Below are 25,837 nucleotides of genomic sequence, written 5' to 3'. Positions count from 1 at the left end.
GTGGGATATAAGAGATGTTTGAGAAGACACTGATACCGGTTGCATATGGAGAGAGGCCCGATGAGCTGAGAAAGATCGGTAATTTACTCAAAAGCCTTGGCTCTGAATCGATCTGCCTCTTCCACGTAAGTGACGCCGACTCATTCTTCGGCGGATCAGATCTCTCATGGCTGATGCTTTTAAAGGAGGCACTTGAGGAGATCGGCTTCTCTGTTGAGATTCGGACAGGAACCGATCATATCGCCTCATCTATTGCAGAGGCGGCACTCCGGGAAGGCGCAGATGAGATCTACCTGAAGGCAAAACGGCGCTGGCAGCTCCGCTCAATACTCCTTGGAAGCGTTTCACGGGATCTCCTCAGGCTTGCTGACACCCCCGTCTTCGTCCATAAGATCAGGCCGATCCTGCCGGGAGAAGGAGAGGGGACGATCACCCGTGATGATCTGATCATTCTCTATGCGACCGACTTTGATGAGGCATCCAACCGGCCACTGCCCTTTGTGATGCAGTTCCAGGGTAGCTGGTGCCATATTCTTCATGTCCGGGGAAGGCGGGCAGACCCGAGATCCGAGGAGAGGAAAAGTTCTGAAGTGAAAGAGGAACTCTCCATTCTTGAGGGGGAGCTCCGGCCGTACTATGGACGTGTCACTTCAGAAGAGCGGATCGGCAATGCCGCAAACGAAGTCCTCTTTGTATCAGATCAGATAAAGGCCGATGTGATCGTCCTTGGCAGAAGCAGGCCGGCATTCCTCTCATCACCGATGGGAGATACGGCTGAACGAATCGTCACCGGATCGAAGGCATCAATCTTTCTTGTACCATAAGGAGATGATCAGATGAATCGGGCATATTTCAGAAAGGAAACAGTCTTTCTCCTCTCTTCAGGGATCATTTTCCTCTTTATTATCGGGGGGGTATTGCTGCCGGATCTTCTGGATACAGCAGCATCAGCCATCCATGCAGGGATTCTCGACAACTTCAGCTGGCTCTACCTGATATCCGCATTCTTCTTCCTAATATTTGTTATTTCCCTTGCTTTATCGAAGTATGGAACGATCAGGCTCGGCTATGATGCCGAACGGCCGCAGTATACATTCTTCGGCTGGGTTGCGATGCTCTTTGCAGCCGGGATGGGGATTGGCCTCCTCTTCTGGGGAGTTTCAGAGCCACTGGTTCACTTCCTCACACCCCCTCCGTTTCTTGAGCCGCTCTCTCCTGAATCTGCAGCTTTTGCGATGCGGTATGCATTCTTCCACTGGGGGATCCATCCATGGGCGATCTATACCGTTGTCAGCCTCTCGATTGCATACTTCTCATTCCGCAGGGGTATGCCTGCACTGATCAGCTCCTGCTTCTATCCGGTGCTCGGGGATCGGATCTATGGGATACCCGGAAAGATCGTTGATGTGCTGGCAGTCTTTGCCACCGTCTTTGGAACTGCGACATCGCTTGGATTTGGCGCCCTCCAGATCCATGCCGGCTTCTCGCACCTCTACGGCATTTCGTCGGCCATCTCGGTTACCATCGGAATCATCATAATCGCAACCGCACTCTTCATGGCTTCAGCCATCCTCGGGGTGGAAAAGGGCGTTCAGGTACTCTCAAAATTCAATATTCTCCTTGCGATCGTGCTTCTCAGCTTCATCCTCCTCCTCGGATCAACCCCTTATATCCTGAATATCTTCTCCTCAACACTCGGCGGATACATCAACAATGTCATCGACCTGAGCCTCCAGGCCTATCCGTTCGCAGGATATCAGTGGAGCCGCGACTGGACGGTCTTCTACTGGGCATGGTGGATCTCCTGGTCGCCGTTTGTCGGGCTCTTTATAGCCCGGATCTCACGGGGCCGGACGATCCGGGAGTTTGTCCTGACGGTGCTGACGGTGCCAACCCTTTTTACCTTCATCTGGTTCTCTGTCTTTGGAGGATCAGCCCTCTACCTTCAGCTGAACAGAGGCGTCGATCTTGCATCAGTTGCCGGAGAGGATGTGTCGCTTGCACTCTTTGTCTTCTTTGAACACTACCCGCTTGCCGGAGTCCTCTCCCTGATTGCTATTCTGCTCCTCTCGATCTTCTTTGTCACCTCGGCGGACTCGGCAACGGTTGTCCTGGGCTCCCTCACCACCGGCGGGAGCCTGGCAGTGCCCCTCTATAAGAAAGTTATCTGGGGACTCTCGCTCTCTGCGGTTGCGATCATCCTCCTCCTGACAGGGGGACTTGATGCCCTCCAGAAGATGGCGATCACCGCCGCCTTCCCCTTCATGATAGTGATGATCATCCTCTGCTATACGCTCTGGATCGGGCTTTCGCAGGAGGAGTCGATACAAGAAGAGGAGAGGTAAGAGGGGCCTTACCCCTCACTCATTCCTCTTCGCGTTCATTTTCAGGAGAACTCTTTCTCTTCCCTTCAGGAACTCCGATAGAGGGTTTTTCTGACTCAGGAGAAGGTTTGGAGGCGTCAGGAGTTTCATCCATCGCAAAAGAGAACTCATCCGGAGTGGAAATAGGAGTGTCGCGTTCAGGTGATTCCGGACTCAGGGGATCATAGCCCTCCCCGGCAGAGGGGGTGTCAAAGAGTTCAAGAGGTTCATCCATCTCAAAGGAGATGTCGTCAACAGAGGGGATGCCATCGTCATCTTCGAAGGGAGTGATCTCCGGGGTTTCTCTGGCGGCATCGTCAGGAGACGATTCAAATGAGTCGTCCGCTTCAGGCGGGAGATCAAGAGCAGATATGGACATTTCTTCAGGAGCGATTCTGTGAGTTTCGTCGGACATATCACCCTGGATTTCAGGAGTTTCGGCATCAGCATACCCGGGGGCAGCCTCATCAGATGAGCCGGGCTCAGGGTATGATTCTTCGGAGACAGGAGTGCCTGACAGGATAGATTCGATTGTTCCTGTTTCTGCAATATCGAAGTCTGTCTCGCCGATACCAGCAATGCCACCCTCAGTAAGGCGCCTTGACTCGATCTGTTTCTGAATCCTCTGAATGGTTTTATCAAGAGGGCCCTTCTCCTCGCCGATTAAGGCATTCAGGGGCTCAACTGAGAGTTCACCAAGATCAACCAGTGCGTACTCGGCCTTCTTCCGAACCATGATATGCTCGTCAGAGAGGAGGGGGATAAGTGCACTGACGGCTTCGGCGCCGCCAATATGGGAGATCGTCTTGATCGCCTCGATCCGCTCCTCAAGTGTCCCTCCCTGAAGAGTATCCACAATCGGCTGGATGGCAGATGAACCCATCTTCTCAATATCAAACCAGCGGTTCTCGGAGATGAGGAACCAGACCTCCTCCTCCTTCGTTTCAGGTTCCCATCCGATCGATGTAAGCGCACTTGAGATGCTCTTGTTCCGGAAACCACCAGCATCCCTCATCGCATTGACAAGGTGCTCCTGAGGGGTGCCATCCGGATCTTTCAGGGCGGTGAGTGCAGCATCAGCGATACGGGTGTCGGTATCATCAAGAGCGCTCATGAGTGCTTCCACAGCAGAGCTGTCATTGATGTATCCGAGTGCACGTGCTGCAACCAGCCTCACCTCCTCATCCCGATCATGCAGTGCCCGCTTCAGTGTCGGCACCACCTCACCGGTGCCGATATAGCCGAGTGCCTCAACGATGATCGCCCGGACCTCGGTATCCTGTTCAGTCTCAAATGCCCTCTGGAGACTGTCAAAACCTTTCTTTGCACCGATACGCCCAAGATTCCGTGCTGCTATCGCACGGACAACCGAGCTCTCATCATATAATGCATCAAGGAGCGGTTCAACTGCAACATCCCGCATCTCACCGATCACCTCTTCTGCAAGGGCCCTGATCTCCGGAGATTCACCTTTGACTGCTTTTAAGAGCTCCTCGATTGCGGGCCTCCCCATAACCGTGAGCTTCATTGCTGCTGCAAACTGGACATTCCGGTTGCTGTCTTTCAGCCCCTGAATGAGAGTGTGGACATCCTGCTCTCCACCGCTCTGTTCATACAGCTCTTTGTCATCTTTCTTCAGCCTGGGGATGCCTTTTGGCTTTGGCACCGCCCCTCCAAGCTGTTCTGCCCATGCACTCCTCCAGAGAGCAAGTGATTCCCGTTTACGGATCATCTGGAGTGCAAAGATCCTGATACCCTGATCGGGGTCTCCAAGTGCCGGCCGGATAGCAGCAGTTGCTTCATCCTCGCTCATCCTGCCGAGTGTATCGAGGGCTGTAAGCTTCTGGAGGCGGGAGCCGCCAACGACCATCCCGGCAAGGGGACGGAGTGCGGGGTACCCGATACGTGCAAGCGCTTTTGCAACGGCAATCCGCATCTCCTCAGAGGGATCCTCAAGGAATTTCATCAGGATCGGGACGACATCCTGATCTTCCATCTTCCCAAGGGTGGCTGCGGCATTGGTGCGGATCCGCATGAAGGTATGATTCAATGCGCCAGCGAGAGCCGGGAGAGCCGGATACCGGATCTTCACCAGGGCATCGGAGGCTGCGGTAATGATGCGGTAGTGATTGTGTCCCAGAAGAGAGACGAGCATGCGGATGACGTCATCATCCATATAGCCACCAAGAGCTGTTACAGCGGCAATCTGGACATCAGGCTCATCATCCCTGATACAACCCATCAGGGATTCTTTGGCTTCGGGATCGGCAATCTCTCCCAGAGATTCGATCGCGGCAACCTTCACCGAGGCAATGGGATCGTGGAGAGCCCGGATGAGCGGGGGAACCGCCCGCTCCCGGTAGAGCCGCAGGGCATAACAGGCAGAGATACGGATATTGGTATCGCGATCAGAGAGAGAGGCGACAAGCTTCTCAAAATTATCCATCTCTTCGGGCTCTTCCTCCTCTTCTTCCTTCTTTGGAATGGGAAGAGGTACCGGAGCGGGGTCAGCTTTGATCGAACTCTCTGTCAGGGCAACATCATCGTCGACCTTCTTCTTTGGTTTGAGCTCATCCTCATCACCCGTCGGGATGCGGGGACCAATATCCCCATACATCTTCCTGAGCGCCTCATTGAGGCCTTTGAGGATGATATCATTGACTTCGAGATCCTTTTTGGCCTCTTCCGGAACAGGAGCCGGCTTTTCGGCAACCTGAAACGGCTTCTGCGGAACCTGTTTCCTGAACTCTTCCTGCGCTTTTACCGATGCCGCGAGTTCTTCGGCATACTTTTTCTTTGAGAGATCCGGTGCCGGAGGTTTGACTGCCTCCTCACGCACTGCCGGTTGGGGTTGCCCAGACTTTTTTCGCACCTTGTTGAAGCTTTCACGTGCCTTGAGGGAGGCGGCAAGTTCATCATGGTACTTCCTGTTGTCGACCGGCTTTGCATGTGAATCTGCCATCAACTGCTGGTTCTTCTTCTCAATCTCTGCCAGTGCATTCCGTGCAACTTTTGCGAGGTTTGGATCAGATGAGGCTGCCACCTGGCGGAGTGCCTGGATAGCTACCGGGCCGATATTCCTGAGAGTCTCGGTTGCACCTGCACGAACCGCAGAGTGAGTCTCCCTGAGTGCATTGATCAGTGCCGGAATTGCGTTCTTTCCCATAGCAGCAAGCCCGGCCCAGTCCTCACGTGCGAGGAGAGACAGGACCCGCTGCTGATCGTTCTTTGGTTTCCAGCCCATCCGCTGGAGACCCCAGCTCGCCTCCATACGGATAAGTGGATAACGGGCATTGAGGCACTTTTCAAGTGTACTTTCAGCCTCAGGACCGCCAATCTCTGCTATTGCCGCAACAACATCACCGACGATCAGGGGATCCGGATCGCCAAGATACCGATGGAGGACAAGCAACATCTCAGGGTTATGCCCTTTTCCAAGGGCCTTGATGACAGCACGCCTGGTCAGCTGATCCCCATCTTTGAGTGTACGGAGGAGGATTGGTGTGCCGGCCTTCCCGATATGGACCAGTTCATTCCACTTCTTCCTGACATAGAGGTACTGTGCCCTTTCTTTTGGAGTATCAGGGACAAGATCGCGACGTTCAAGAATGGATGCAGATTCAGCTGCAACATCCGGGTCACGGTCAAAGAGCCCGGATAAGATAATATCGAACCCCTCCTTTCCAAGGGTGTCGGCGGTGGCAATAGCCGCCCGCCTGAGATCCGGATCTTTTCTCCTTGAGAGTGAATAGATGGTGAAGAGGTCAGGTTTCCCTTCGGATATGATATATTTCCTCAGTATAGTCCGGACATTTTCAGGGGAGACCAGGATGAACCTGACAATCGCCTCGGGATCGTCTGCAAGCATGAAGTAGACTTCACGCACGAGCTGCGTCTGTTCGGTTGGAGATATGAGTTCCGAGAGGGCGACAGCGAGGTGTTCGTACGCTTCGCCTCCAAAGGCTGCAAGGACTGAGACAGCTTCCAGTTTTATTTCGGGATCATCCTGATTGATCATTGCGGAGATCCGATCGAATTTTCCCCTTTCCGCGAGGTTCTGAATATTTACTCCAAAAAGGCGGTTGAATACCATATGTGAGCTGCTCCCCGGGATGCCTTCACGGTACAGTTGATCCTCATCATTGATATATACATAGATGCCCGATGGGGATTGAGAAGAAACTCCCATGATTGCTCCCGGTTTTTGCAGGAGGGATGGGGAAATCCTCCTCAATCGTTATATTTTCACAGAGATACCGGATGCAGGCCCCCCTGCGTGGACGAGGAAAGATCTATATACACATAATCCCTAAAGAGAGGATGATGGATGAATGGGTATCTGCCTGGCTCAGAAGAGAGCGGGAGAAGGGAGTCAAATGCCTTGAGATCAAGTATATCTCAGGTAAACCCTATGTCTACCATTCAACAAGCAGATATGATCGCACCACCAAATCCCCCCGGAAAGTGAGCAGCTATATCGGGAGACTGACCGAGGATGAGGGCCTGATCCCAAAAGGTTCGAAGAAGAGGAAGGCAGTAACGTGGATCGTGGAACCTTCAGATGCTCCCATTCAGCACATCCCCTTGGAAGCAGACGAGGGTTACCCGGATGCTGCACCACCACATGAGCCACTTCAGGAAGAAGAAGCGCTTCTTTTAAGCCTGAAAGAAGCGTTCCCGGAATGCGGGCAGGAGATCTATGCAGCACTCATTCCAATAACTGGCCATAAACCCCCGGTTACGAGCAAAACCGAATCTTCCGGAGAGGGCATCCGGGCACGTTCGCTCATCGGCAGCAATACCGGCGGGCAGCAGGCGATCTTTTCTTTTCTCTCAACAGGTGCCCGCCGGATCGCCTATCCATTTACTCTGGCAGGCACTCCCACTGATCCACTCAGGATACATGGAGCGATCCTCATCATCGAGGAAGATTCAGGCATCCCCATTATGGTACAGAGATTGCCAAAACCGCCCTGTGATTTATCCATGGTTGGGCTGACAGTGCTTTCAGTGGCGATGCGTGAAGAGGAGCCGCACGAGATCATCCTCCTCATCAACCCTGAGGAGATGATGCAGATGGGCGGTTGTGGGGATGCTGATTGTGATGGGCTCGACCCGTTGCAGGAGAGTGGATTACCATTTATTTATCCGCTGCCCTATGAGAGCAGTAGGTATGACACACCCATCTATCTCACCGATCATTTTATCCGGGGAGATCGCCTCATCTTATCCGGATCTGAGGAGACCGGCGGTTTGATGACATATCTCTTCAAGGATGTCAGATCTGCTGGCGAAGAAACAGAAGAGATCAATTCTGCTGCTGAAATGGGATTGATCGATCGTCCCACCCGGAGAAGCCAGTTGAGACGGGCAGGCAGGAGGCTGATTGTGAGTTCTCTGATAATGGAGCCTGAGGAGATCTATGATCTCGCCTCCTTCATGGATCGGATACACCCATCGGTTGCCATGATCCGCGAGCTGATGGAGAGGGATCTCTCAATGGCAGCAAATGGAGAGATGGATGACGATTGGATCACCGGATCCCTCTTTCTCAGCCTGCTTGCAGCGAATATCAGCCTGCGGGACAGGGACCAGGCTGGAGATGTTGAAGAGATACGGTCTGCTGCCGATTGACGGTTTTCGCCCTGTAAACCTTTTACTCACGTACACCCTAAACACCAGACGGCTTTAGGGGAGATGCCAAAAGCACCGACAGGAATCGTCGGGGAAGGGAGGGGAAGTTCAGACCCCGACGATGACCGGTTCGTCGCTATCCACGTTATCAGGGTGAACCTCATCCCTGCTCAGGATGGCGAGTGCGAGTATTGCAAGTGATACCAGGAAGATCACCAGGAAGACGAGATCAAAGCCCGTGGAAACGGCATCGATAACGAGATCCTTTGGAGAGGTGGTGGTGACATGGCGGTATTTCCCGACTGACACGATCGCCTGGATGAAGAGCATGCTGACAAAGGAGATCCCAAGGGTCATCGGGCCGAACCGCTCGACATTGAGGAGGCTTGAGACCATGCCGTGCCTGTCCCGGGATGCCATGCCCATAATCATGTTTGTTCCCGGAGATACCACAAATCCAAGCCCAAATCCAAGGAAAGCCAGCGAGAGGGCAATATATGTGATCGAGGTTTCGGTTGAGAAAAGGACGAACATCATGTAACCCAGAGAGACGATGAAGGCCCCGATGATACAGAGTCTCCGGTTGCCATACCTGTTGATCAATATCCCCGAGAGGATGCCGCTTACCATCAACGCACCTGAGAGTGCAGTGAGGATGATCCCGCTCCGGGATGGATCGAGGCCGCGGACGATCTCAAGGAAGAACGGAAGGATGTAGTTGACGCCCGCAAAGAGGAAATATGTCAGGGCAAGCATCAGGTTGGCAATGAGGAAGTTGCGTTTTGTGAAGAGCCCAAAATCAATGAGGGGATCTGGTATCCTGAGTTCATGGAAGAGGAGAGAAATCAGGGCTATTGCCGAAATAGCTGCTGCACCGAGGATATTTGGATTGGTCCACCCAACCGATGCCCCCTGGCTTACGGCATAGATCAAAAAGCCGATCCCGATAAAGACCAGGACTGCACCGAGGCGGTCAAAGGCAGAGAGCGTCTTTTGTGCAGGAGGTGTTGCCGGGATTGAATACATGCCAAGCAGGATCGCGAGGCATCCTACCGGGAGATTGATATAAAAGATCCAGTTCCAGGAGAGGTACTGGGTCAGCATCCCACCCATGACAGGACCGACTGCTGCCCCGAGTGCAGCAAACATCGTGATCAGCCCAAGGGCCTTTCCTTTCATCTTCATCGGGAAGAATGTTGCAACAAGTGCCGGGGCAATCGATACGATCATTGCCCCCCCGATTGCCTGTATGATGCGGGATCCGATCAGGATGCCATATGAGTTGAAGAGTTCGGGGAAGAAACCGCAGGCGAACGATCCGATGGTAAAGATGAAAAATCCGGTGATGAAGACGATCTTAAAGCCTATCCGATCTGCGAGTTTTCCAAAGATCAGGACACAACCCGTCAGGACGAGGAGGTAGATCGTTGCGACCCAGCTCACTGACGTCATCGGAAGAGAGAAGATCTCTGAGATCGTCGGAAGGGCGATATTGACGATGGTGCCGTCAAGAGCCGACATGAACGTTGCAAGGGAGATGGAGATGAGAAGGAGGGTATAGTTTGGTACTGATGCATCTTTGGTCCTGATCTGCATACCCATTTCTTGCTATTCACCGGAGATAATCATTCTGAAAAACCCACATCTCCACAATTACCTTCTGAGACGATACATCTATTTTTATTAATACGTGAACAGCATTTTGATAAGATATCGCATAATATTTATAAATAATGAAGTCCAGTAACACGTATGAGCAAGAGCGGATCACAACAGGATATCTACAGCCGTGAATATGGAAAATCAGGATCTCAATTGAGCTTTCGTGGAAGCGGTAAGCCGGATATCTATAGCCGGGAGTATGTGATGAGCAGAGGATCTGGAAAACAGGCTCCTGTGCATATTCCCTACACACACAAAGCAGATAGACCGGCCATGCAGAGCACCCCAAAACAGGATATCTACAGCCGTGAATATGGAAAATCAGGATCTCAATTGAGCTTTCGTGGAACAGGAAAACCCGACATCTATAGCCGTGAGTATGTGAGGGGTGGAGATTTTGGGAAACAGGCTCCTGTGCATGTTTCCTACATGCACACAGCAGATAGACCGGCCACGCAGAGCACCCCAAAAGAGAATGTGGTGCAGAAGAATGAGGCTATAACCCATACCGAACCGCAGCCTTCAATCTTTGACAAAATATCCCGGTTCCTGCACGGTGCCCTCGGACAGAAGTAGTGGAGAAAGATGATCGCATGAGCCGGGTTTTCCTGTGAGGAACAGCCAGGTTCCTTCTTTTCTATCTGATCGGAATACTTTCACCCTCCGGGCGTGCACCCTTATTAAATACAAGAGCATTCTGGTATACGAATGCGTGGAAAAGACCATATCGCCATCAGTACAGGGAGTGCCCTCCTTCTTGCCGCTCCATGGCTGCTCATCCATCCGGTGGCAGTAGCGATCTTCACCGCAGGGGTGATCATCGGATCACTCCTCCCCGATACCGATGCAGCAGATTCAAAACTCCACTACATGGATGGTATTGCACGCATCTTCAGCCTCATCATGCGGCCGATCATAATCCCGATAACAAAGCTGGTGTACAGGGTTCTCGAAAAACCCTTCAACCCCGCTCACCGTGGGTCGATGCATACGCTGTTCGGCGTTATCGTATATACTCTGATCATCACCCTCCTGATCGGATCCGTCCTCTATCTCATGGGATTCTGGAACATCATCATCGGTTTCTTCTTCCCCGGACTCTTTGCCGGGGGGATCTTCCATCTCCTTGAAGACTGCTGCACCCGGAGCGGGCTGATGCCATTCAAGCCATTCAGTGATAAAAAATATGCAGGCAGCATCAATACCGGGAGCAGGATTGATATACGGCCGGGGTTCTATGCAACGGTTTTGATCTTTGTTGCTGCGGGGGTGGTTGTTGCCGGGATCACGTATGCGATCAGCCACCCAGTACTTATCGCCATCTCCCTCTGCCTCTTTCTGATCATCTGGGTGCTGATCCTGAGGCTCTCACGGGTGTAGGCAGGTGAACGGCAGAGGGTGGTCTCATCCGCTGCCCGAGAGTGATAACCTCCAATACTGGCTGATTCTGTCATCTTGTTGAATCACCGTTAACTGGTGTATCAAAAGATGGCAAGGAGATATATATATATACGGAGACGGAATGTAGCCACATGCGAAAGCCGGTCAGGTGTAAAGGTTGCATCATCGGCATACTCGGCGGCATGCTCTGGGCATTGGTTACCTATGGCTTTATCGGATCCGTCGACTGGACAGGAGTGGTTATCCTCGCCATTCTGCTCACCATCGTCAGTGTGATCATTGCACACTGGCATCTCTGCCAGATCCGGTGATCCGGGATCTTCCGGTATCGTTTCGGGCAGGGTGATCTGCGTTTCACTTTCGCCCTCCACCCCTTTCAATTCTTATGCCTGTTTCACCATCCTTGATCCAGATGGTACCGCACTTTATCTTCTCCGACCAGACCCTCTTTACAAACCCTGAGCTCTTCGAGTTTGACTATATGCCGGATCAGGTGCTCTTCAGGGAGAGCCAGCTTGCGGAGCTCGCTTTTCGGATCCGCCAGGGACAGGAGGAGGCGTCTTTGGTACATGTTATCTGCCGGGGGCCGCCCGGAAGCGGGAAGACAACAAGTGTGAAGCATCTCTTCAGGGAGATTGAGGAGGAGACAGATGGAATCGTGCCGATCTACCTGAACTGCCAGACCGATCAGACACCGTTTGCTATCTATTCAGGAATCTATGCCCGGTTGTTCGGGAAGAAGCCACCCAGAACGGGTATTCAGGCAGAAAAGCTTGTGAGTGCGATCGCACAGGCTGTTCCTGACAGAACCAGAATCCTTCTCATCTGTCTTGATGATGTCCAGCACCTCGTACAGCATGATGCTGTGGGTGAGGTCCTGTCTTCGCTTTTCAGGATGCACCTGGACTTCCCGGAGTGCAAAATCACTGTGATCACGACCACGAGCGATATGCAGCTGGACTTTTCGCGGATAGTTGATCTGGTTGTCTCTTCAACCCTCTGCTCCGAGGAGATTTTCTTTTCCCCCTACACGGCAGAGGAGATCCATGAGATCCTCTCTCTCCGGGTGAGTGAGGGGGTTCTCCCCGGCGTGATCTCATCAGGTGTGCTGGATCAGATCGTCAGGAAGACGGAGATGGCAGGCGATCTCAGGGTCGGCCTCGATCTCCTGAAAAGGTCGGTTTTGAGAGCTGAACACGAGGGGAGAGGGGCGGTGCTCAGGGAGGATATTCTCCTTGCCTATGGCAATTTCCGGCTGCTGCACCTGAAGAAGGCGGTACAGAGGCTTTCTGAAGAGGAACGCTCCATCCTCCTGCGGATCCACCTGTTGGAAGAGACCGGCGGCGAAGCCCTGATCTCAGGTGAGCTGTATGGCAATCTGATTGAAGAAGAGGAGATTCCATATTCGATCTTCATGGATCGTCTTGAAAATCTGGCAGATCTCGGGCTTATCGATCTCAGGGTCAGGCAGGCGAAGGGGAGAACAGACGTGATCCTGCCGAGGTACAGCAGGGAGGAGGTGGAGGGGATCTGCAAATTCTGAGGGTGAGGTATTCACAGCTTGAAAGCCGGAGCAGAATCAAAGAGCTTCCGGTAGAGCGAGTTGAAGAGCGAGATATACTCTTCTGCCCTGTCGGTGGAGAGGTACCGCCGCTTATCCCCATCATGTTCCTCGGTGATGTAGCTCTTCTCCATGAGAAATGCCAGATGCTCCTGTCCGGTCTTTGAGTTCAGGTCACACCGGTTGATGATGCCGGTGAATGACTGCGGCTTTCTGCAGAAGACCAGGATCTCCCAGTAGATCTCGTACGCTGTCCGCCGTCCCGTCATTCTGAGGCCTCCTGGATCATTGTCCATCATTCTCCAGTGTTTGTTTCAGGAGAGCTGCCGAGTGATCGATCTCGCCGATCCGCTCATCCCAGACTTTTGCGAACCGGTGGAAGTAGATCGAGGAGATCAGGCTGACAATCGCTATTGCTGTTGTTATGAGGAGGGAAGGCAGGAGCAGGATCCCCGGGCCGATTGTGAAGGTGAGGCTGGTTGAGGTGAGCTTGAAGAACTCAAGGCTCGCAAGGGTTCCAAGCAGGAAGATGCTGGCGCTGCCGAGCATGCAGACATAGATCATCCGGTTGATGGTTGCATGATTATCCCGGTAATGTGAGAGCATCCTGACGATGAGGCGGGTGAGATCCTCGTCCGGGATGTCAGGTTCCAGAGGTACATCCCGGAGATGTGCGTTTGTTTTTCGCTCCTTTCTCTTCTCCTTTTCGAGCTTCCTGAGATCATCCTGTATCTCCTCGACACCCTCAAGGATTCTCGCACTTGCAATTATCCATGAGAATCCGATGAGCATCGCAGAGACGGCAACAAAGAGGACAACCGGGGAGTAGATCAGGTACAGATCAGTTGTGAATGTCTCATAGATCGAGACCACCTCCATTACAACAACCGTCAGCCCAAAGGCCATCAGGAGTGCGGCAAAGGCGATGTTCAAGACCGATACGCGGAAGAAGTGTCCGACTTCGCTTTTGAACCGTTTGAATGCTGTTTGTTCCATTGTGGCATTCACCAGCTTATTGGTATATGGGCGGTCTTCAAATAAAAGGCATGAAACTAAGATACGTATCAGAAAGAGGGGGGGGGGAAGAGATACCCGGACGCGTTGCAGAATGGAGATTTTGATCTGGAGAAAGAAGCTCCTGAGTTTATCCTTCTCTCATCAGAAGAAGGCTGTAGGCAGGCATACCCCCATTGTACTGTTCCTCCCTGCTGTGCCAATTTCCAGGAACCACCCCCCCCCCACCAGATGCATTGGCACATGAGGCTGTCAGGCAGCATATCGAGGATGTGCGTATCAATACTGATTATACTGCTGCTTTATACCCCCATTCCTTTCAGAGTGATTGGGATCCGTCCTCTCCATTCCCAGGGAGCAGCCATCTCCAGAGCGGGATATACTGAATCATTCCATCAGTCCCCTGTGTATCCTTTGTGAGGAGGAGGCACCGGCTCACCTTCGATCCAAACTCTTCTGCGAACTCACGCAGGGCGTCTGTCTCCCGTCTGTGTATCTGATCGGTGTAGGTTACATTGATCGCCATTAAGCTGGAGTCACGCATCTTCAGGATAAAATCCACCTCACCATTTTTCTTCCAGTAATAGGGCGTATACCCGCGCCTCCGCAGTTCGATATAGACAAGATTCTCGGCACAACGTCCTGTATCTTTTGAGAATGAGAACGAAACTGCGTTCCTGAGTCCATTATCGATACAATATATCTTTTTATCGTTTCTTGCCTGTACCTTCAGCGAGTAGCTGAAATGCAAAACCTCAAAGAGGATCTGTGCCATCTCTGCATACCGGATGTACTCTTTTATCGTAGCTGTGTCAATTCCGAGCAGATCAACCAGTTTACGGTACGAATATGGGGAGGTAATATTCGCCATCATATACGCAATAAGATCACCCAATGCCCGCTGGTTCCTCACATTGTTCCCCTTAACGATATCACGGTAGACAATACTGTCATAATATGCACTGAGCTGATCCACCCTTACCAATTCATCTTTCTGGAGGACTGCCTGTGGAAACCCACCTTCGTAGAGATATCGATGGAATAATTCAAGAATCTCATATTTTTTACTGGCGAGTGTGACGGGATCGGCTATCCCGGTTATTCCATGAAAGTGGAGATACTCTGAGAAATCAAGTGGGTAAACCTGGAGAGAGAGGTATCTGCCACTGATCAACTGTGAGACCTGTGAGTCGAGAAGATAGGAGGATGAGCCCGATATAGCCAACCGGAACTGTTTTCGATCATAGATAGCCTTGATCCATCGCTCCCATCCGGAGATTGTCTGAATCTCATCAAAGACAAGTGTTGCCCCCTCCTGGCTGTATACCTCTTTCCTATAGGTATCCAGCACCATTTCAAGCGGGTTTGTAAGCTGGGCAATTGCAGGCTCATCACAGTTGACAAAGAGTATCGAGCGTGGATCTGCCCCCCTCTCATTGATCAGATCCTGGATCATCTGCATGAGGAGGGTGGTCTTGCCGGAGCGCCGCACCCCATTGAGAACAATGATCTCGCCGGAGTCGTAATATGCCCGGATCTTTTTGAAGTAGCGGCCACGGCAGACACCTGCCATGGCTGAAAAATCCCGATCGTTCCACCAGGGGTTATGGGCTGTAAGGATATCAAGGAGAGGAGGGAAGTTGGAAGGTAAAGAGGAGCCGGGAGATCCATCATACCCGGAGTTAGTGGAGGAACCGGGGGAGCCAGAGCGTGGTGGAGGGAGAGGTACCATGATATTTTGAATGGTTATACTCATGCATAAAGGTATGTTTTTGATGGATTGTAATCCTTCAAAAAGTACTTATTTTGAATGGTTATACTCATGCAAATGATCGGTTTTGTGCAGGAGTATAACCCTGCATACCATGTGGAAGGGAGAAAAACGCTTATGATGCCACCAAGACTGACATCGTAACAGGGATACAAGATGAAAATGATGGGGTGTTCCCATGCTTTTTCATATAAAAGGATTATATGGAGGGAAATACACTCCCAGAATATTCTTCTTTTTATTCAATCCCGATCCTGGTGGGCAGGATTGGGGTTCGCAGTATACAGTCCGCTGATGACAATATACTGATTGGTATCACTCCCCTCAATCAGTTTAAAGTAGGCTGATTTATGATAGATCCCGTTCTTCTCAGGGATCATCCAGATCTGACATACTCCCACTACTAAAGTATGTGGGGTTCTGACGTTACTTGGCATTTTTCAAGTATTGCGTCGTGGGGTATCAGTGCTCCCTTCGTACACATCTCTTTCTGCATACGATTAACCGCACTCACGATGTATATACAATATCAAATGCAGTATCTACATCTATGCAGATAACGTACTCTCTTTATATGGAGTACTTAAATGCTACGCAGCTTAGTGTATACTAACTGTACGATAGCATATATCTATATTAGAAATTAAATTATATATAATCTTAGGCGCATTCATCCCACGACTAAAGTCATGGGCTTTCTGCTGTTATGATCGTAATAGAGAGAGTGGGTGCTCAGAGCTTGAAAACCAGGAGGGTAGATGTTAATCCTTCACCGTAACTCCGCCGAATGCGACAAAACCGGTGATGATGAGATCCGGCTGGCCTGAGGTGCCCTGGAATGAGCCGCCTGCTGCCCCGTCTCCCCCGGCACGCGGCCGCCGCCGCTCATCTTCTGCACCGCCGAGGACCGGGAGCACGGTCATCCGGACATTCCAGCCTTCAGGTACCCTGATCTCGGTTCCGCCAAAGAGGGTGAAGACCTGGATCTCGGCGGGCGGATCATCGACCTGTGCGTCCCGGAGATCGAGTTCGGCACCGCCTAAGAAGGCGAGCATCTCCCCGCCCCTGAATGATTTTGAGGAGTTCCGGCTCTCGACGCCGCCGAGGATTGCCATCATCTCAACCTTGTCTGTCACCCGCTCCCGGATAGACGGGCGCCTGATCCGGTTGAAGATGAAGCCAAGCCCAACAGCAATTATGATCACCGGGAGGATTACGTCAGGCGAGGCATGCCCGAGGAGAACGAGCTGGATTGTGCCGAAGATCACAATCAGGATGAGGGGGCCTGATACTGAGCGAAAGCCGCTTTTGATGAGTGCGATAAGTGCGAAGAGGACGATAAGCGAGGGGGCATAGACGAGGAGCTGACCGGTGTCATAGATGCCTGCTGCCCTGAGGAGGAGGAGCACACCCAGTATGAGGAGGATTGTGCCGATGATGATCTGGTAGGAGATGCATTTCATGGATATCACCTGAAGTATCTGCTCTGTAGCTATTCAAGAGGATTGTAGGAGCGGGAGGATAAAAACATGCGGGTGGGAGGTGCTGTATGTGAAGGAGCAATTCCATGAAGGCGTAGGGTAATCATGAGAATGTTCATTTGCTTCTCACGGAACGAAAACAAAGCAGATAATTCTCCAAAAGAACTAATTGTACACATTGAACCGATCTGATAATTATCCACAGGGACCGGATCCCGGGCTTGCCGGAGCTATTTTTCTTGGATGGCTGAAGAAGCGTGGAGCTATTCGAAGGATTTCAGACTGTGAGCGAAAATGCGAAGAGAATGGCTTCACTGCAAAGGCGTTCATCAAAAGTATGGGAGTTGAGAGGATTCGCATTGGAGAGATGGGAAATGGCAGGAAAGTGATAAAACTGGTTGATACTCCATGGGCGGATCGATGGATGACGTACTATGATGTGGAGGTCCCTCACCACAGGCACTGGAAGAAACTTTAAAATTTTAAGGGTTACCAATAATTATTTATTGCAAACAATCTACACTATATACAAAAGACGGGAGAGGAGGGAGAAATACGATGGAGAGAGTGAAGAAAACCGATACATTGGAAGAGGCTGCCGGGAATACAAATAATAGCCCCCCGATACTCTCACAGGATGATGAGATATATCTTGATGAGCCCTATGGCGGACTGTTTGGAGATACTGCCATCGCAAAGGTAGTCGAAGAGCTGGTTGCCGATCCAACAATGGATTACCGGCCAAAATATCTCGCTGATATCACCGGGAAGTCCGAGGCATCGATCTATCTTATCCTCAAAAAGCTGATGAAACTCGGGCTCATCGAGAAGAGTGTCGAGGGGAAGCATCCAGTCTACAGAGTACGGGTGGAGTCGAAGAAGTTTGCCGCACTCTCCTTCCTTGCATATGCAATGCTGGATGATCGGGATGGAACAGGCTGCATGGATATGGCAGTTGCCGATTATTACAACTCAAGGCTCAGGGAAGAGTACGAGCCAAAGGCGATTGCCACCTCAGATGGGTGGAAAACAGGGCAGGGCATCATCACAGACGATGATTCTGAGGAGAGGAGAAGGAGACATACTCTCATCTCCGTGATTGTATGATAGCCAGAGAGGAAAGCAGATTCGGCAGGAGGAAGAGATGACTGAGAAGAAGAGAAGAGAAGAATTGAGAGGGGAGAGGGTAAACGGGGAGACCCTGAAAGAAGATAAAAGACATACCAGTGATGGCGGAACAACACTCGATCTCAGCAGGCTCTACACATTCAATCAGGAGGATCCGGGTATCGATATCTCATCAACTGCATATTCAAATCTAGCCTATGTTCAGGCCAGCCACAGAGATATCTCAATAGATTTCCTGCAGATGCCCGGAATCAGGGGAGAGGATGGCAGAATGAAGATCAAAGGCACCCGGATCTTTATGTCGCACTCGGCTGCACAGAAACTCGCATCAGCAATCTCGGAGATCCTTGAAAAGCTCCATTCTGAAGGAAGAATGGAGGCATATACTCCTCATAAGGAACAGGATGGGGAGCGTTGAGAGGAGAGAGGGACAAGAGAAATACGAGCCGAATCCATTGCAGAATGGAGATTTTGATCTGGAGAAAGAATCTCCTGAATTTATCATTCTCTCATCAGAAGAGGGCTTTAGGCAGGTATACCCCCATTGTACTCTTCCTCCCTGCTGTGCCAGCTTCCGGGAACCATCCCCCTTTCATATGCATTGGCACATGAGGCTATCAGGCAGCATATCGAGGTTGTGCGTATCAATCCGGATTATACAGCTGCTTTATACCCTCATTCCTTTCAGAATGATTGGGATTCGTCCTCTCCATCCCCGATGCCGCCGCCGATTGCCGGAGCGGGCATACTGAATCATTTCATCAGTCCCCTGCGTATCCTTTGTGAGGAGGAGGCACCGGCTCCATGATCGTTGATGCAGGAGATACTTTTTTATGAATCTGCACCAAGCCAGTCTCATTCCATAATCCGGAGGATGAAGAGATGAGCGAAAAGCAGCACGATCATACTCATAACCAGCCAGGAGAAGAGCAGTCCCGGGGGAGAGAACCCACCAGCTGTCACTGCCCGGGATGCAGGATCTGTGAAGGGAACAAGGGGGCCATTGCAGATCAAAAACCGCGATTCCGGGGTTCACATACCGGAGATAAACACCATGGTTCACATATCGATCACTCCGGTCATGAGGAGATGTTTAAGCGTCGTTTCTTCGTCTCTCTTCTCCTCTCTCTGCCTGTCCTCTATTACAGCCCTATGTTGCAGGAGTGGTTCTTCTATACCGCACCTGCTTTTTCTGGAAGTGTATATCTGGCGCCAGTGCTTGGAACAATCATATTCCTCTATGGAGGTGTTCCTTTCCTCAGGATGGGTGCGGTTGAGGCAGAGAACCGCAAGCCCGGGATGATGCTTTTGATCTCACTTGCAATCATTGTTGCATTTGTCTACAGCCTTGGAGCAGCGTTTTTTGGTATCGGAGAGCCACTCTTCTGGGAACTTGTCACACTGATTGTCATTTTCCAGCTCGGGCACTGGATTGAGATGCGGAGTATCCGGCGGGCATCCGGGGCACTTGATGAACTGGCCAGGCTCATCCCATCTACCGCAGAGCGCCTGACCGATTCAGGCGAGACCGAAGAAATCCTCGTTGACGACCTGATGACTGATGATCTGGTTCTCATCAGACCGGGAGCCCACATTCCGGCAGATGGCATTGTCCAGGAAGGGGAGTCCGATGTCAATGAAGCAATGATTACGGGTGAGTCAATACCTGTCAGGAAGGAGTCCGGGGATCGGGTCATCGGCGGTACCATCAACCAGGACGGAAGCCTCCGTGTTCGGATCACCGCAACAGGTGACGAGACCACGTTATCGGGGATCATGCGACTGGTATATGAAGCGCAACAGAGCAGATCCCATACACAGATACTTGCAGACCGGGCCGCAGGTTGGCTCTTTTATGCGGCAATCGCTGTTGCAGTGATTACCGCTGTTGCCTGGACGATCGCTCTTGGATTTGGTATTATCGTTATTGAACGGGTCGTCACGGTTCTTGTGATTGCATGCCCCCATGCTCTTGGTCTTGCAATTCCGCTTGTGGTTGCGATCAATACCTCACTTGCAGCAAGCAACGGTATGCTGATCCGGAACCGTATTGCAATGGAAGAGGCACGGAGACTGGATACCATTGTCTTTGATAAAACAGGTACCCTCACCCGTGGTGAACAGGGTGTGGTGGATCTTGTATCAGATGGTTCAAAGACCGAAGATGATGTTATTGCCCTTATGGCGGCGGCTGAAGGGGATTCCGAACATGCGATCTCCCGGGCTATACGCAACGAAGCCAGCCGCCGGGGAGTTTCAATCCCGGCTGTATTTGGATTTGAAACGCTGAAAGGCAGAGGTATCCGTGCGACACTCAGCGCAGGTGCAGGAGAGCGGGGAGATGATAAACATGCAAAAGCGGCGGAGGGGTCCACAGTCTATGTCGGGGGTCCCAATCTTCTCAGCCATCTTGAACTGACACCGAATGCAGAGATCCGGGCATTCTCTGATGCGGCAGCATCACGAGGAGAGGGAGTCATGTATCTGATCGTGGATGGTATGGTGATCGGAGCAGCAGCACTTGCCGATATTGTTCGGCCGGAGAGTTATGAGGCGGTCACCTCACTCCGGAAGATGGGGATCACGGTTGCCATCCTGACGGGAGATTCCCGTGCCGTTGCAGAGAAGGTTGCAGAAGAACTGGGTGTTGAGATCGTCTTTGCCGAAGTGCTGCCCGAAGACAAGGATAAAAAGATCCGCGAACTGCAGGAGCAGGGGCGGTTTGTGGCGATGGTCGGCGACGGTGTCAACGATGCCCCCGCACTGATCCGTGCCGATGTTGGTATTGCGATCGGTTCTGGGACTGATGTCGCGATCGAGTCTGCGGATGTCATATTAATGGAAAATGACCCCCGTGATGTGGTCGCCCTCATTCACTTAAGCAGGAGAAGCTATCGCAAGATGCAGGAGAACCTGGTCTGGGCCGCCGGATATAATGTGATTACACTGCCGCTTGCCGCAGGCATCCTTGCACCTGTTGGCATCATGCTATCCCCGGCGGTTGGTGCCGTCCTGATGTCGGCAAGTACCATCATCGTCGCGGCAAATGCCCAGCTGCTCCGGCGGGTGAATCTCCGGGAGGATTATGGGTTGTGATGAGGAGAGAGGGTGCCGATCAAAGGCACCCGGATCTTATATGTCGGATCCGGCTTCACATAAACGCGGATCAGCAATCCAGGAGATCTTTGAGAAGATCCATTCTGGAGGAAGGAGGGAGATGTATATTCCTCAGATGAGCAGGACGGGGGCGTTGAGGGGAGGGAGAGAAGGGAAGATTGTGATTCGTGGAGATCAACTATCGTGAGAAATGAATATGGCGGGGAGGGGAGGGCTATCACATTTCAGTGATAGCATATAAAGGTATCAGTGATAATTTGGGTTTGGAGAGGAGAGGAGGGGGAGAGGGCGGAACATGTTTGGTTGAGCCAGATGAAGCACAATCAAATGGGCGGATCACAACTATACGCTGGCTCTTTTCACTGAGGCTTTGGATACTCGCAAGGGTCTTCTTGTCAATCAGTACCAGGAGCGTCAAAGTCCAGCTCCACAAAATCCCGGTTGACCTCGATTCGATCCATATCGTCAATAAATCGGCGCTTCTTCTCCTGCTCTGCCATGGAGGAGAGGAGGTCGTCGAAGGTCTGGCCGGGTTGCTTCAGATCGGAGATTGCGGCCCAGACCTCTTCCGATACTGGGATCCTTTTCATCGCAGCCATACAGGTATTGGAGTAGTTATTATATTAACAGTGTTGCATTAGAGGAGGGGGCGGAGGAATGGAGAGGGAGAAAAGAAAGAAATGAAAATGGACATATAAGCATAGCCATAACTGAAACGAAAGTTATGGACATGTCCATACTATGTCCATACTATGTCCATAATTATCAGAGGCCTACCTGAAACGATTAATCAACCCAGATAAATATGTGCCTCGTTTAGTTCCCATCTGTTGAAACAGAGAGGAGAAGGTTAAGTGACGACATGTGCAGATAGTTTTTTTGGGAAAAATTGTTATTCATCCTCCCACTGCCTTGTTCGCCTTTGCAAAGAGGGCTGGCGGCATTGGTGAGTCCAATTCCCAGATGATGCTCATGGGCCGGCTTCCCTCATGAGAGATGTAGCGGCCCGGACCAAGGAAGATATATGGCTGAGTTATGCCGCCTACCTTCTTGTATTCCCGGACAAAGAAGAGGACTGTTGTTCCCAATCGTTGATGTTCAATGTACCGGCGGCCGGTCCCCGATGATGAAGATGTGGTGCTCTGGGATTGCCAATGGAAGAGAGTGTCAGTCACTGCATAATCATCATACATTGTTGAGGGAGAGTAGGCTTCCTCAGTCTTGTTCAGGGTGATAAAGAAGACATCCGTCTTCTTATCGGCAAGATAGACGACACCCTCACGCATTCCTGCACTCGCTCGTTTTGTCAGAGTATGGTGGCCGAGAGCGGCAAAGATCTGATCGCGGGTGTAGGTACAATGGAGTTCAAGGGGCGTTTCATACCCAAGATCGATTGGTTTTGGGATGAAATCGATATGTTCATAGTTGTAGCTTAGGAGATCAACTATTTCATCCCTGATCTCACTGTTTTGAAGGATATCGGCAAAGGCACGTTCCAGATGGCGACCATCTCCTATCATAGCCTGTTCATGTAGTGCTTCATCATAGAGAGAATAATAGAAGAGAGAGATGATCTGCTCCTCCTGTGGGGAAAGTGAGCGGGAGGAGAACGTTCTTGGATCATGCAGGAATGACTGGATGCATGTGATTGCGAAGGGGGAGTCAATAAAAGATAAGCGTTGAGCAGATTTTTTAGAAAAGAGTTTCTCTCTCTGATATTTCTCTGGATAGACACCTGCCTCAGAGGCAAGGTCAGTAAATGTTCCTATCAGATAGACATCGAGTGGTTTGAGTGCATGATGATCAAGGAAGTTTTTAAAGGACAGTTGTTTTCCGGTCTCTCTTTCAAATGCCTTTATTCGTTTGATCAGATACCGTTTATTCGTCAGATTTGCCTTGATATTTTCTAAGATATTCTCCCGAGCTACTTTTTCGAGATGGATATGGCATCCCTTCGGGAGTACATAGTCATTCCTCTTAATCTGGTCATAAAGGTTCTTCCCACCCGGTGCAAGGAGGGCCATGAGCTTTTCACCAAATCTATACCGTGTATTATGTCTGCCAACAAAATCAAGGACAGTCAGGCACTCCTTTCCTTCATGGAGGCGAAGGTCACGGCCAAGCTGCTGGAGGAAGACGGTGAGACTCTCAGTTGGCCGGAGGAAAAGAATGGTATTGACTTCTGGGATATCAACGCCTTCATTGTAAAGATCAACGATGAAGATGAAGTGAATCTCCCGGGATTTCAACCGGCCCTGAACCGTATCTCTCTCTTCTCTTGAGCTGTTTGCATGGAGAGCAGCAGAAGCGATACCAGCTTTATTGAATGATGCTGCCATGAACTCCGCATGATCAATAGTGACACAGAATCCAAGGCCAATGATATCATGAATATCTGTGGTATATTGCTCAATTGCCAGAATGATCTGATCTACTCTCTGATCCCGTTGCGTAGATGCGATAAAGATCTGTGAGAGCTCCCTTATGTCGTACTTCCCCTGTTTCCACGAGACACCCGATAGATCAATGATGTCTGTTACTCCGAAATAGTGAAACGGGGCGAGGAGTTTCCGGTTAATCGCTTCTGGCAATCGAATTTCTGCACTGATCTTCCCATCAAAGTACTCCAGAATATCAAGGTCGTCCATCCGTTCGGGAGTTGCAGTCAGACCAAGGAGGATCTGTGGCATATAATAGGTGAGGAGTTTCTGGTACGATGGAGCAGCAGCATGGTGGAATTCATCCACGATGATCATATCATAGTAATCAGGGGTAGTACGAGCAGGGAGATCGGCACTATTCAGGCTCTGAATGGAGATGAAGAGGTGATCAATCTGTGAGGGTTTATGTCCTCCAACCATAAGATCACCAAAATTCGGATCTCGTAAGATCCCCCGGAAAACAGACAGGCTCTGCTTGAGGATCTCTTCCCTATGTGCAACAAAGAGGAGGCGTGGGTACTGCCTTGGTCGGGCGATCTGGCTCTTGTAATCAAATGCAGAGATAACCGTCTTCCCTGTCCCGGTGGCGGCAACAACCAGATTTCGGTAATTGTTATGGATTTGTCGTTCAGCCTGAAGTTTCTCAAGTATCTCCTTCTGAAAATAGTAGGGTTGGATATCAAAGACGGGCACCAGTTCATCATATTTTGGCCTTTCTTTTGAAAGAGCCCGTCTCAATCGATCCTGATCTTCATGCCGATACAGGATAAACTCCGGATTATCCCAATATGAGTCAAATGTAGCCTCAATCTTCCGTATGATATCCAATGAATCCTGTTCGGTTACTTTGACATTCCATTCAAGGCCGCTTGTTATTGCGGGATTTGAGATATTGGCAGATCCGATATAGGCAGTTGAAAAACCAGTATTTCTGTGGAATAAATAGGTCTTCGCATGGAGACGGGTACGATCGGTATCATAGGAGATCTTCACCTCTGTATTTGGGAGTTTTGTGAGTTCTTCGATGGCTTTGAGATCAGTTGCTCCGGTATATGAGGTTGTGATAATCCTGAGTTTATTCCCCCGGCTCACAAAGTCTCTCAGATCATCGATGATTAACCTGATTCCACTCCACTTGATAAATGAGATGAGGAGATCAATCCTGTCAGATGACTGGATCTCGTGTTTGAATTCACTTGCCAGACTTGGCTCATTTGGGGATCCGGTAAAGAGACTGGTCTGTGCTATCGAGGTTCGTGGCCGATCAACCCCCCAATCTCCAATGGGAGAGATCCCCTCAGAATGAACACCAGTCTGTTCCCTCTCTTTGATAGCAAGGAGGAGCTCAGCATCTCTCGTTATTTTGCAGAGTTCAGCAGGTGCAAAATCCATCTGAGATGAAACAAGCTGGATGATCTCGTTACAGATGAGAATTTGTTTGTCGAGAGATGTATGTTTCTCATCAGCGATCCTGAGCATCTTCAGGATTAATGAATGAAGATACCGAGAGAGGATCACCTGTGGATCATATTTTTCGAGTTTTTCCTTTTGGATGTCAATTCGATCTCTATCGAGGAGATTGAGTTTGGATGAGAGATATTCATGGATGAGCTGCTCATAGATGCCCGGAGGGAGGGAGGAGGGGAGAGCCATATTAGAACATGACTGGAAATCACGAAAAGGTTGTTGGTGTTGGAGGTGAGAAGAGGAGAGTGCGGGAAGAAATAGGTGGAACAAAGGAAAGGAGTGGTGAACATCCTTTCAAGAATTATTTTGGAGTATTATATGCGCTATTGTTCCTTTATTGGGACGATAGTCCCGTTTTACTATTGCTTCACACACAAGATCACACCTGTCAATGCCGGGAACAAATGGCTCACCTGTGGCGGTTTGAAGGTGAATTGAGGTGTGGAGAAGTGGATCAGTTTTGGGTGAGCGAAAACAGGATGACACCCTCACGGATACCCTTTATACATCATCGGTACAATCGATATTGTACCATCACATGCAAGGGTGCATTATGATGAGAAGCCTGAATTATCGTATCCACCTCCGAAGAGAGCCGGAAGGCGGGTATACCGTCACCGTGCCGACGCTTCCCGGCTGCGTCACCTTCGGGGAGACCATTGAGGAGGCCATAACGATGGCACGAGAAGCCATTGAGTTGTATCTTGAGGATTGTGCCGCCAATTCTGATTGATATGGGATCTATTCGTCCACCAGGTTACACTCATCATTTCCCTTAGAACATGAGCCTCAAAAAC

At 50.8% G+C, this 25,837-nt stretch carries 21 protein-coding genes; 12 read left to right on the top strand and 9 right to left on the bottom strand.

Going from position 1 to position 25,837, the window contains the following annotated elements:
• Positions 1–14: 14 nt before the first annotated feature.
• Both ACZ44I_RS05020 and ACZ44I_RS05015 read left to right on the top strand, forming a co-directional pair.
• On the top strand, positions 15–824 hold the full coding sequence (locus tag ACZ44I_RS05020; RefSeq protein ID WP_464548177.1) for a universal stress protein: 810 nt from the start codon (positions 15–17) through the stop codon (positions 822–824).
• Between the two features lie 12 nt (positions 825–836).
• On the top strand, positions 837–2,345 hold the full coding sequence (locus tag ACZ44I_RS05015) for a BCCT family transporter (RefSeq protein ID WP_464548179.1): 1,509 nt from the start codon (positions 837–839) through the stop codon (positions 2,343–2,345).
• A 19-nt stretch (positions 2,346–2,364) separates the two neighbouring features.
• On the opposite strand, the gene ACZ44I_RS05010 is transcribed toward ACZ44I_RS05015, so the two are convergent.
• Positions 2,365–6,552, bottom strand: coding sequence for a HEAT repeat domain-containing protein (locus tag ACZ44I_RS05010; RefSeq protein WP_464548181.1), 4,188 nt, complete (start codon positions 6,550–6,552; stop codon positions 2,365–2,367).
• A gap of 131 nt (positions 6,553–6,683) precedes the next feature.
• On the opposite strand from ACZ44I_RS05010, the gene ACZ44I_RS05005 reads away from it, so the two are divergent.
• Positions 6,684–7,997, top strand: a complete 1,314-nt coding sequence (locus ACZ44I_RS05005; protein WP_464548182.1) for a hypothetical protein — start codon at positions 6,684–6,686, stop codon at positions 7,995–7,997.
• A gap of 108 nt (positions 7,998–8,105) precedes the next feature.
• Here ACZ44I_RS05005 and ACZ44I_RS05000 read toward each other — a convergent pair whose 3' ends face one another.
• A complete protein-coding gene (locus ACZ44I_RS05000) occupies positions 8,106–9,593 on the bottom strand; it encodes an MFS transporter (RefSeq protein ID WP_464548184.1) in 1,488 nt (495 codons plus the stop codon).
• A 156-nt stretch (positions 9,594–9,749) separates the two neighbouring features.
• Here ACZ44I_RS05000 and ACZ44I_RS04995 point away from each other — a divergent pair, with 156 nt between their 5' ends.
• The 4 genes from ACZ44I_RS04995 (at position 9,750) to ACZ44I_RS04980 (ending at position 12,603) form a co-directional block, all read left to right on the top strand.
• Positions 9,750–10,235: a hypothetical protein gene (locus ACZ44I_RS04995; protein WP_464548186.1), complete on the top strand. Its 486-nt coding sequence runs from the start codon at positions 9,750–9,752 to the stop codon at positions 10,233–10,235.
• Positions 10,236–10,367: 132 nt separating this feature from the next.
• Positions 10,368–11,039: a metal-dependent hydrolase gene (locus ACZ44I_RS04990; RefSeq protein WP_464548188.1), complete on the top strand. Its 672-nt coding sequence runs from the start codon at positions 10,368–10,370 to the stop codon at positions 11,037–11,039.
• A 152-nt stretch (positions 11,040–11,191) separates the two neighbouring features.
• Positions 11,192–11,371, top strand: a complete 180-nt coding sequence (locus ACZ44I_RS04985; protein WP_464548189.1) for a hypothetical protein — start codon at positions 11,192–11,194, stop codon at positions 11,369–11,371.
• Between the two features lie 101 nt (positions 11,372–11,472).
• Entirely contained in the window at positions 11,473–12,603 is a 1,131-nt protein-coding gene (locus tag ACZ44I_RS04980) for an ORC1-type DNA replication protein (RefSeq protein WP_464548191.1), read from the top strand.
• 11 nt (positions 12,604–12,614) lie between these two features.
• Here ACZ44I_RS04980 and ACZ44I_RS04975 read toward each other — a convergent pair whose 3' ends face one another.
• The 5 genes from ACZ44I_RS04975 to ACZ44I_RS04955 form a co-directional block, all read right to left on the bottom strand.
• Positions 12,615–12,890, bottom strand: coding sequence for a winged helix-turn-helix domain-containing protein (locus ACZ44I_RS04975; RefSeq protein ID WP_464548193.1), 276 nt, complete (start codon positions 12,888–12,890; stop codon positions 12,615–12,617).
• A 16-nt stretch (positions 12,891–12,906) separates the two neighbouring features.
• Complete coding sequence (locus ACZ44I_RS04970; RefSeq protein ID WP_464548195.1) at positions 12,907–13,617, bottom strand: hypothetical protein; 711 nt, start codon at positions 13,615–13,617, stop codon at positions 12,907–12,909.
• A 337-nt stretch (positions 13,618–13,954) separates the two neighbouring features.
• Positions 13,955–15,367, bottom strand: a complete 1,413-nt coding sequence (locus ACZ44I_RS04965; protein WP_464548197.1) for an ATP-binding protein — start codon at positions 15,365–15,367, stop codon at positions 13,955–13,957.
• A gap of 281 nt (positions 15,368–15,648) precedes the next feature.
• On the bottom strand, positions 15,649–15,786 hold the full coding sequence (locus tag ACZ44I_RS04960; protein ID WP_464576609.1) for a hypothetical protein: 138 nt from the start codon (positions 15,784–15,786) through the stop codon (positions 15,649–15,651).
• A 381-nt stretch (positions 15,787–16,167) separates the two neighbouring features.
• Positions 16,168–16,869, bottom strand: coding sequence for a LiaF transmembrane domain-containing protein (locus tag ACZ44I_RS04955; protein WP_464548198.1), 702 nt, complete (start codon positions 16,867–16,869; stop codon positions 16,168–16,170).
• Positions 16,870–17,065: 196 nt separating this feature from the next.
• Between ACZ44I_RS04955 and ACZ44I_RS04950 the strand changes: the two genes are divergently transcribed.
• The 4 genes from ACZ44I_RS04950 (at position 17,066) to ACZ44I_RS04935 (ending at position 21,111) form a co-directional block, all read left to right on the top strand.
• The gene (locus ACZ44I_RS04950) at positions 17,066–17,365 is read left to right on the top strand and encodes a hypothetical protein (RefSeq protein ID WP_464548200.1); all 300 of its coding nucleotides are present in this window, start codon (positions 17,066–17,068) and stop codon (positions 17,363–17,365) included.
• Positions 17,366–17,445: 80 nt separating this feature from the next.
• On the top strand, positions 17,446–17,994 hold the full coding sequence (locus ACZ44I_RS04945; RefSeq protein ID WP_464548202.1) for a helix-turn-helix domain-containing protein: 549 nt from the start codon (positions 17,446–17,448) through the stop codon (positions 17,992–17,994).
• Positions 17,995–18,031: 37 nt separating this feature from the next.
• Complete coding sequence (locus ACZ44I_RS04940) at positions 18,032–18,433, top strand: DUF3467 domain-containing protein (protein ID WP_464548204.1); 402 nt, start codon at positions 18,032–18,034, stop codon at positions 18,431–18,433.
• Positions 18,434–18,897: 464 nt separating this feature from the next.
• Complete coding sequence (locus ACZ44I_RS04935) at positions 18,898–21,111, top strand: heavy metal translocating P-type ATPase (RefSeq protein WP_464548206.1); 2,214 nt, start codon at positions 18,898–18,900, stop codon at positions 21,109–21,111.
• Positions 21,112–21,527: 416 nt separating this feature from the next.
• Here the strand turns inward: ACZ44I_RS04935 and ACZ44I_RS04930 are convergent, their stop codons facing one another.
• Together ACZ44I_RS04930 and ACZ44I_RS04925 are read right to left on the bottom strand one after the other, a co-directional pair.
• Positions 21,528–21,722 (bottom strand): hypothetical protein, encoded by a 195-nt coding sequence (locus tag ACZ44I_RS04930; protein ID WP_464576607.1) that lies wholly within the window; start codon positions 21,720–21,722, stop codon positions 21,528–21,530.
• 306 nt (positions 21,723–22,028) lie between these two features.
• Positions 22,029–25,226, bottom strand: coding sequence for a DEAD/DEAH box helicase (locus tag ACZ44I_RS04925; protein WP_464548209.1), 3,198 nt, complete (start codon positions 25,224–25,226; stop codon positions 22,029–22,031).
• A gap of 367 nt (positions 25,227–25,593) precedes the next feature.
• Here ACZ44I_RS04925 and ACZ44I_RS04920 point away from each other — a divergent pair, with 367 nt between their 5' ends.
• The gene (locus ACZ44I_RS04920) at positions 25,594–25,773 is read left to right on the top strand and encodes a type II toxin-antitoxin system HicB family antitoxin (RefSeq protein WP_464548211.1); all 180 of its coding nucleotides are present in this window, start codon (positions 25,594–25,596) and stop codon (positions 25,771–25,773) included.
• Positions 25,774–25,837 lie beyond the last annotated feature (64 nt).

Source organism: Methanocalculus pumilus (assembly GCF_055382585.1).
The sequence above is the reverse complement of the archived record's forward strand: the minus strand, read 5'-3'. Positions and strand labels throughout refer to the sequence as shown.

Excerpts from the sequence above, each read along its gene's own strand:
- ACZ44I_RS05020 (WP_464548177.1), top strand. The coding sequence starts at position 15 with ATGTTTGAGAAGACACTGATACCGGTTGCATATGGAGAGAGGCCCGAT.
- ACZ44I_RS05015 (WP_464548179.1), top strand. The coding sequence starts at position 837 with ATGAATCGGGCATATTTCAGAAAGGAAACAGTCTTTCTCCTCTCTTCA.
- ACZ44I_RS05010 (WP_464548181.1), bottom strand. The coding sequence starts at position 6,552 with ATGGGAGTTTCTTCTCAATCCCCATCGGGCATCTATGTATATATCAAT.
- ACZ44I_RS05005 (WP_464548182.1), top strand. The coding sequence starts at position 6,684 with ATGATGGATGAATGGGTATCTGCCTGGCTCAGAAGAGAGCGGGAGAAG.
- ACZ44I_RS05000 (WP_464548184.1), bottom strand. The coding sequence starts at position 9,593 with ATGCAGATCAGGACCAAAGATGCATCAGTACCAAACTATACCCTCCTT.
- ACZ44I_RS04995 (WP_464548186.1), top strand. The coding sequence starts at position 9,750 with ATGAGCAAGAGCGGATCACAACAGGATATCTACAGCCGTGAATATGGA.
- ACZ44I_RS04990 (WP_464548188.1), top strand. The coding sequence starts at position 10,368 with ATGCGTGGAAAAGACCATATCGCCATCAGTACAGGGAGTGCCCTCCTT.
- ACZ44I_RS04985 (WP_464548189.1), top strand. The coding sequence starts at position 11,192 with ATGCGAAAGCCGGTCAGGTGTAAAGGTTGCATCATCGGCATACTCGGC.
- ACZ44I_RS04980 (WP_464548191.1), top strand. The coding sequence starts at position 11,473 with ATGGTACCGCACTTTATCTTCTCCGACCAGACCCTCTTTACAAACCCT.
- ACZ44I_RS04975 (WP_464548193.1), bottom strand. The coding sequence starts at position 12,890 with ATGACGGGACGGCGGACAGCGTACGAGATCTACTGGGAGATCCTGGTC.
- ACZ44I_RS04970 (WP_464548195.1), bottom strand. The coding sequence starts at position 13,617 with ATGGAACAAACAGCATTCAAACGGTTCAAAAGCGAAGTCGGACACTTC.
- ACZ44I_RS04965 (WP_464548197.1), bottom strand. The coding sequence starts at position 15,367 with ATGGTACCTCTCCCTCCACCACGCTCTGGCTCCCCCGGTTCCTCCACT.
- ACZ44I_RS04960 (WP_464576609.1), bottom strand. The coding sequence starts at position 15,786 with ATGATCCCTGAGAAGAACGGGATCTATCATAAATCAGCCTACTTTAAA.
- ACZ44I_RS04955 (WP_464548198.1), bottom strand. The coding sequence starts at position 16,869 with ATGAAATGCATCTCCTACCAGATCATCATCGGCACAATCCTCCTCATA.
- ACZ44I_RS04945 (WP_464548202.1), top strand. The coding sequence starts at position 17,446 with ATGGAGAGAGTGAAGAAAACCGATACATTGGAAGAGGCTGCCGGGAAT.
- ACZ44I_RS04940 (WP_464548204.1), top strand. The coding sequence starts at position 18,032 with ATGACTGAGAAGAAGAGAAGAGAAGAATTGAGAGGGGAGAGGGTAAAC.
- ACZ44I_RS04935 (WP_464548206.1), top strand. The coding sequence starts at position 18,898 with ATGAGCGAAAAGCAGCACGATCATACTCATAACCAGCCAGGAGAAGAG.
- ACZ44I_RS04930 (WP_464576607.1), bottom strand. The coding sequence starts at position 21,722 with ATGAAAAGGATCCCAGTATCGGAAGAGGTCTGGGCCGCAATCTCCGAT.
- ACZ44I_RS04925 (WP_464548209.1), bottom strand. The coding sequence starts at position 25,226 with ATGGCTCTCCCCTCCTCCCTCCCTCCGGGCATCTATGAGCAGCTCATC.
- ACZ44I_RS04920 (WP_464548211.1), top strand. The coding sequence starts at position 25,594 with ATGATGAGAAGCCTGAATTATCGTATCCACCTCCGAAGAGAGCCGGAA.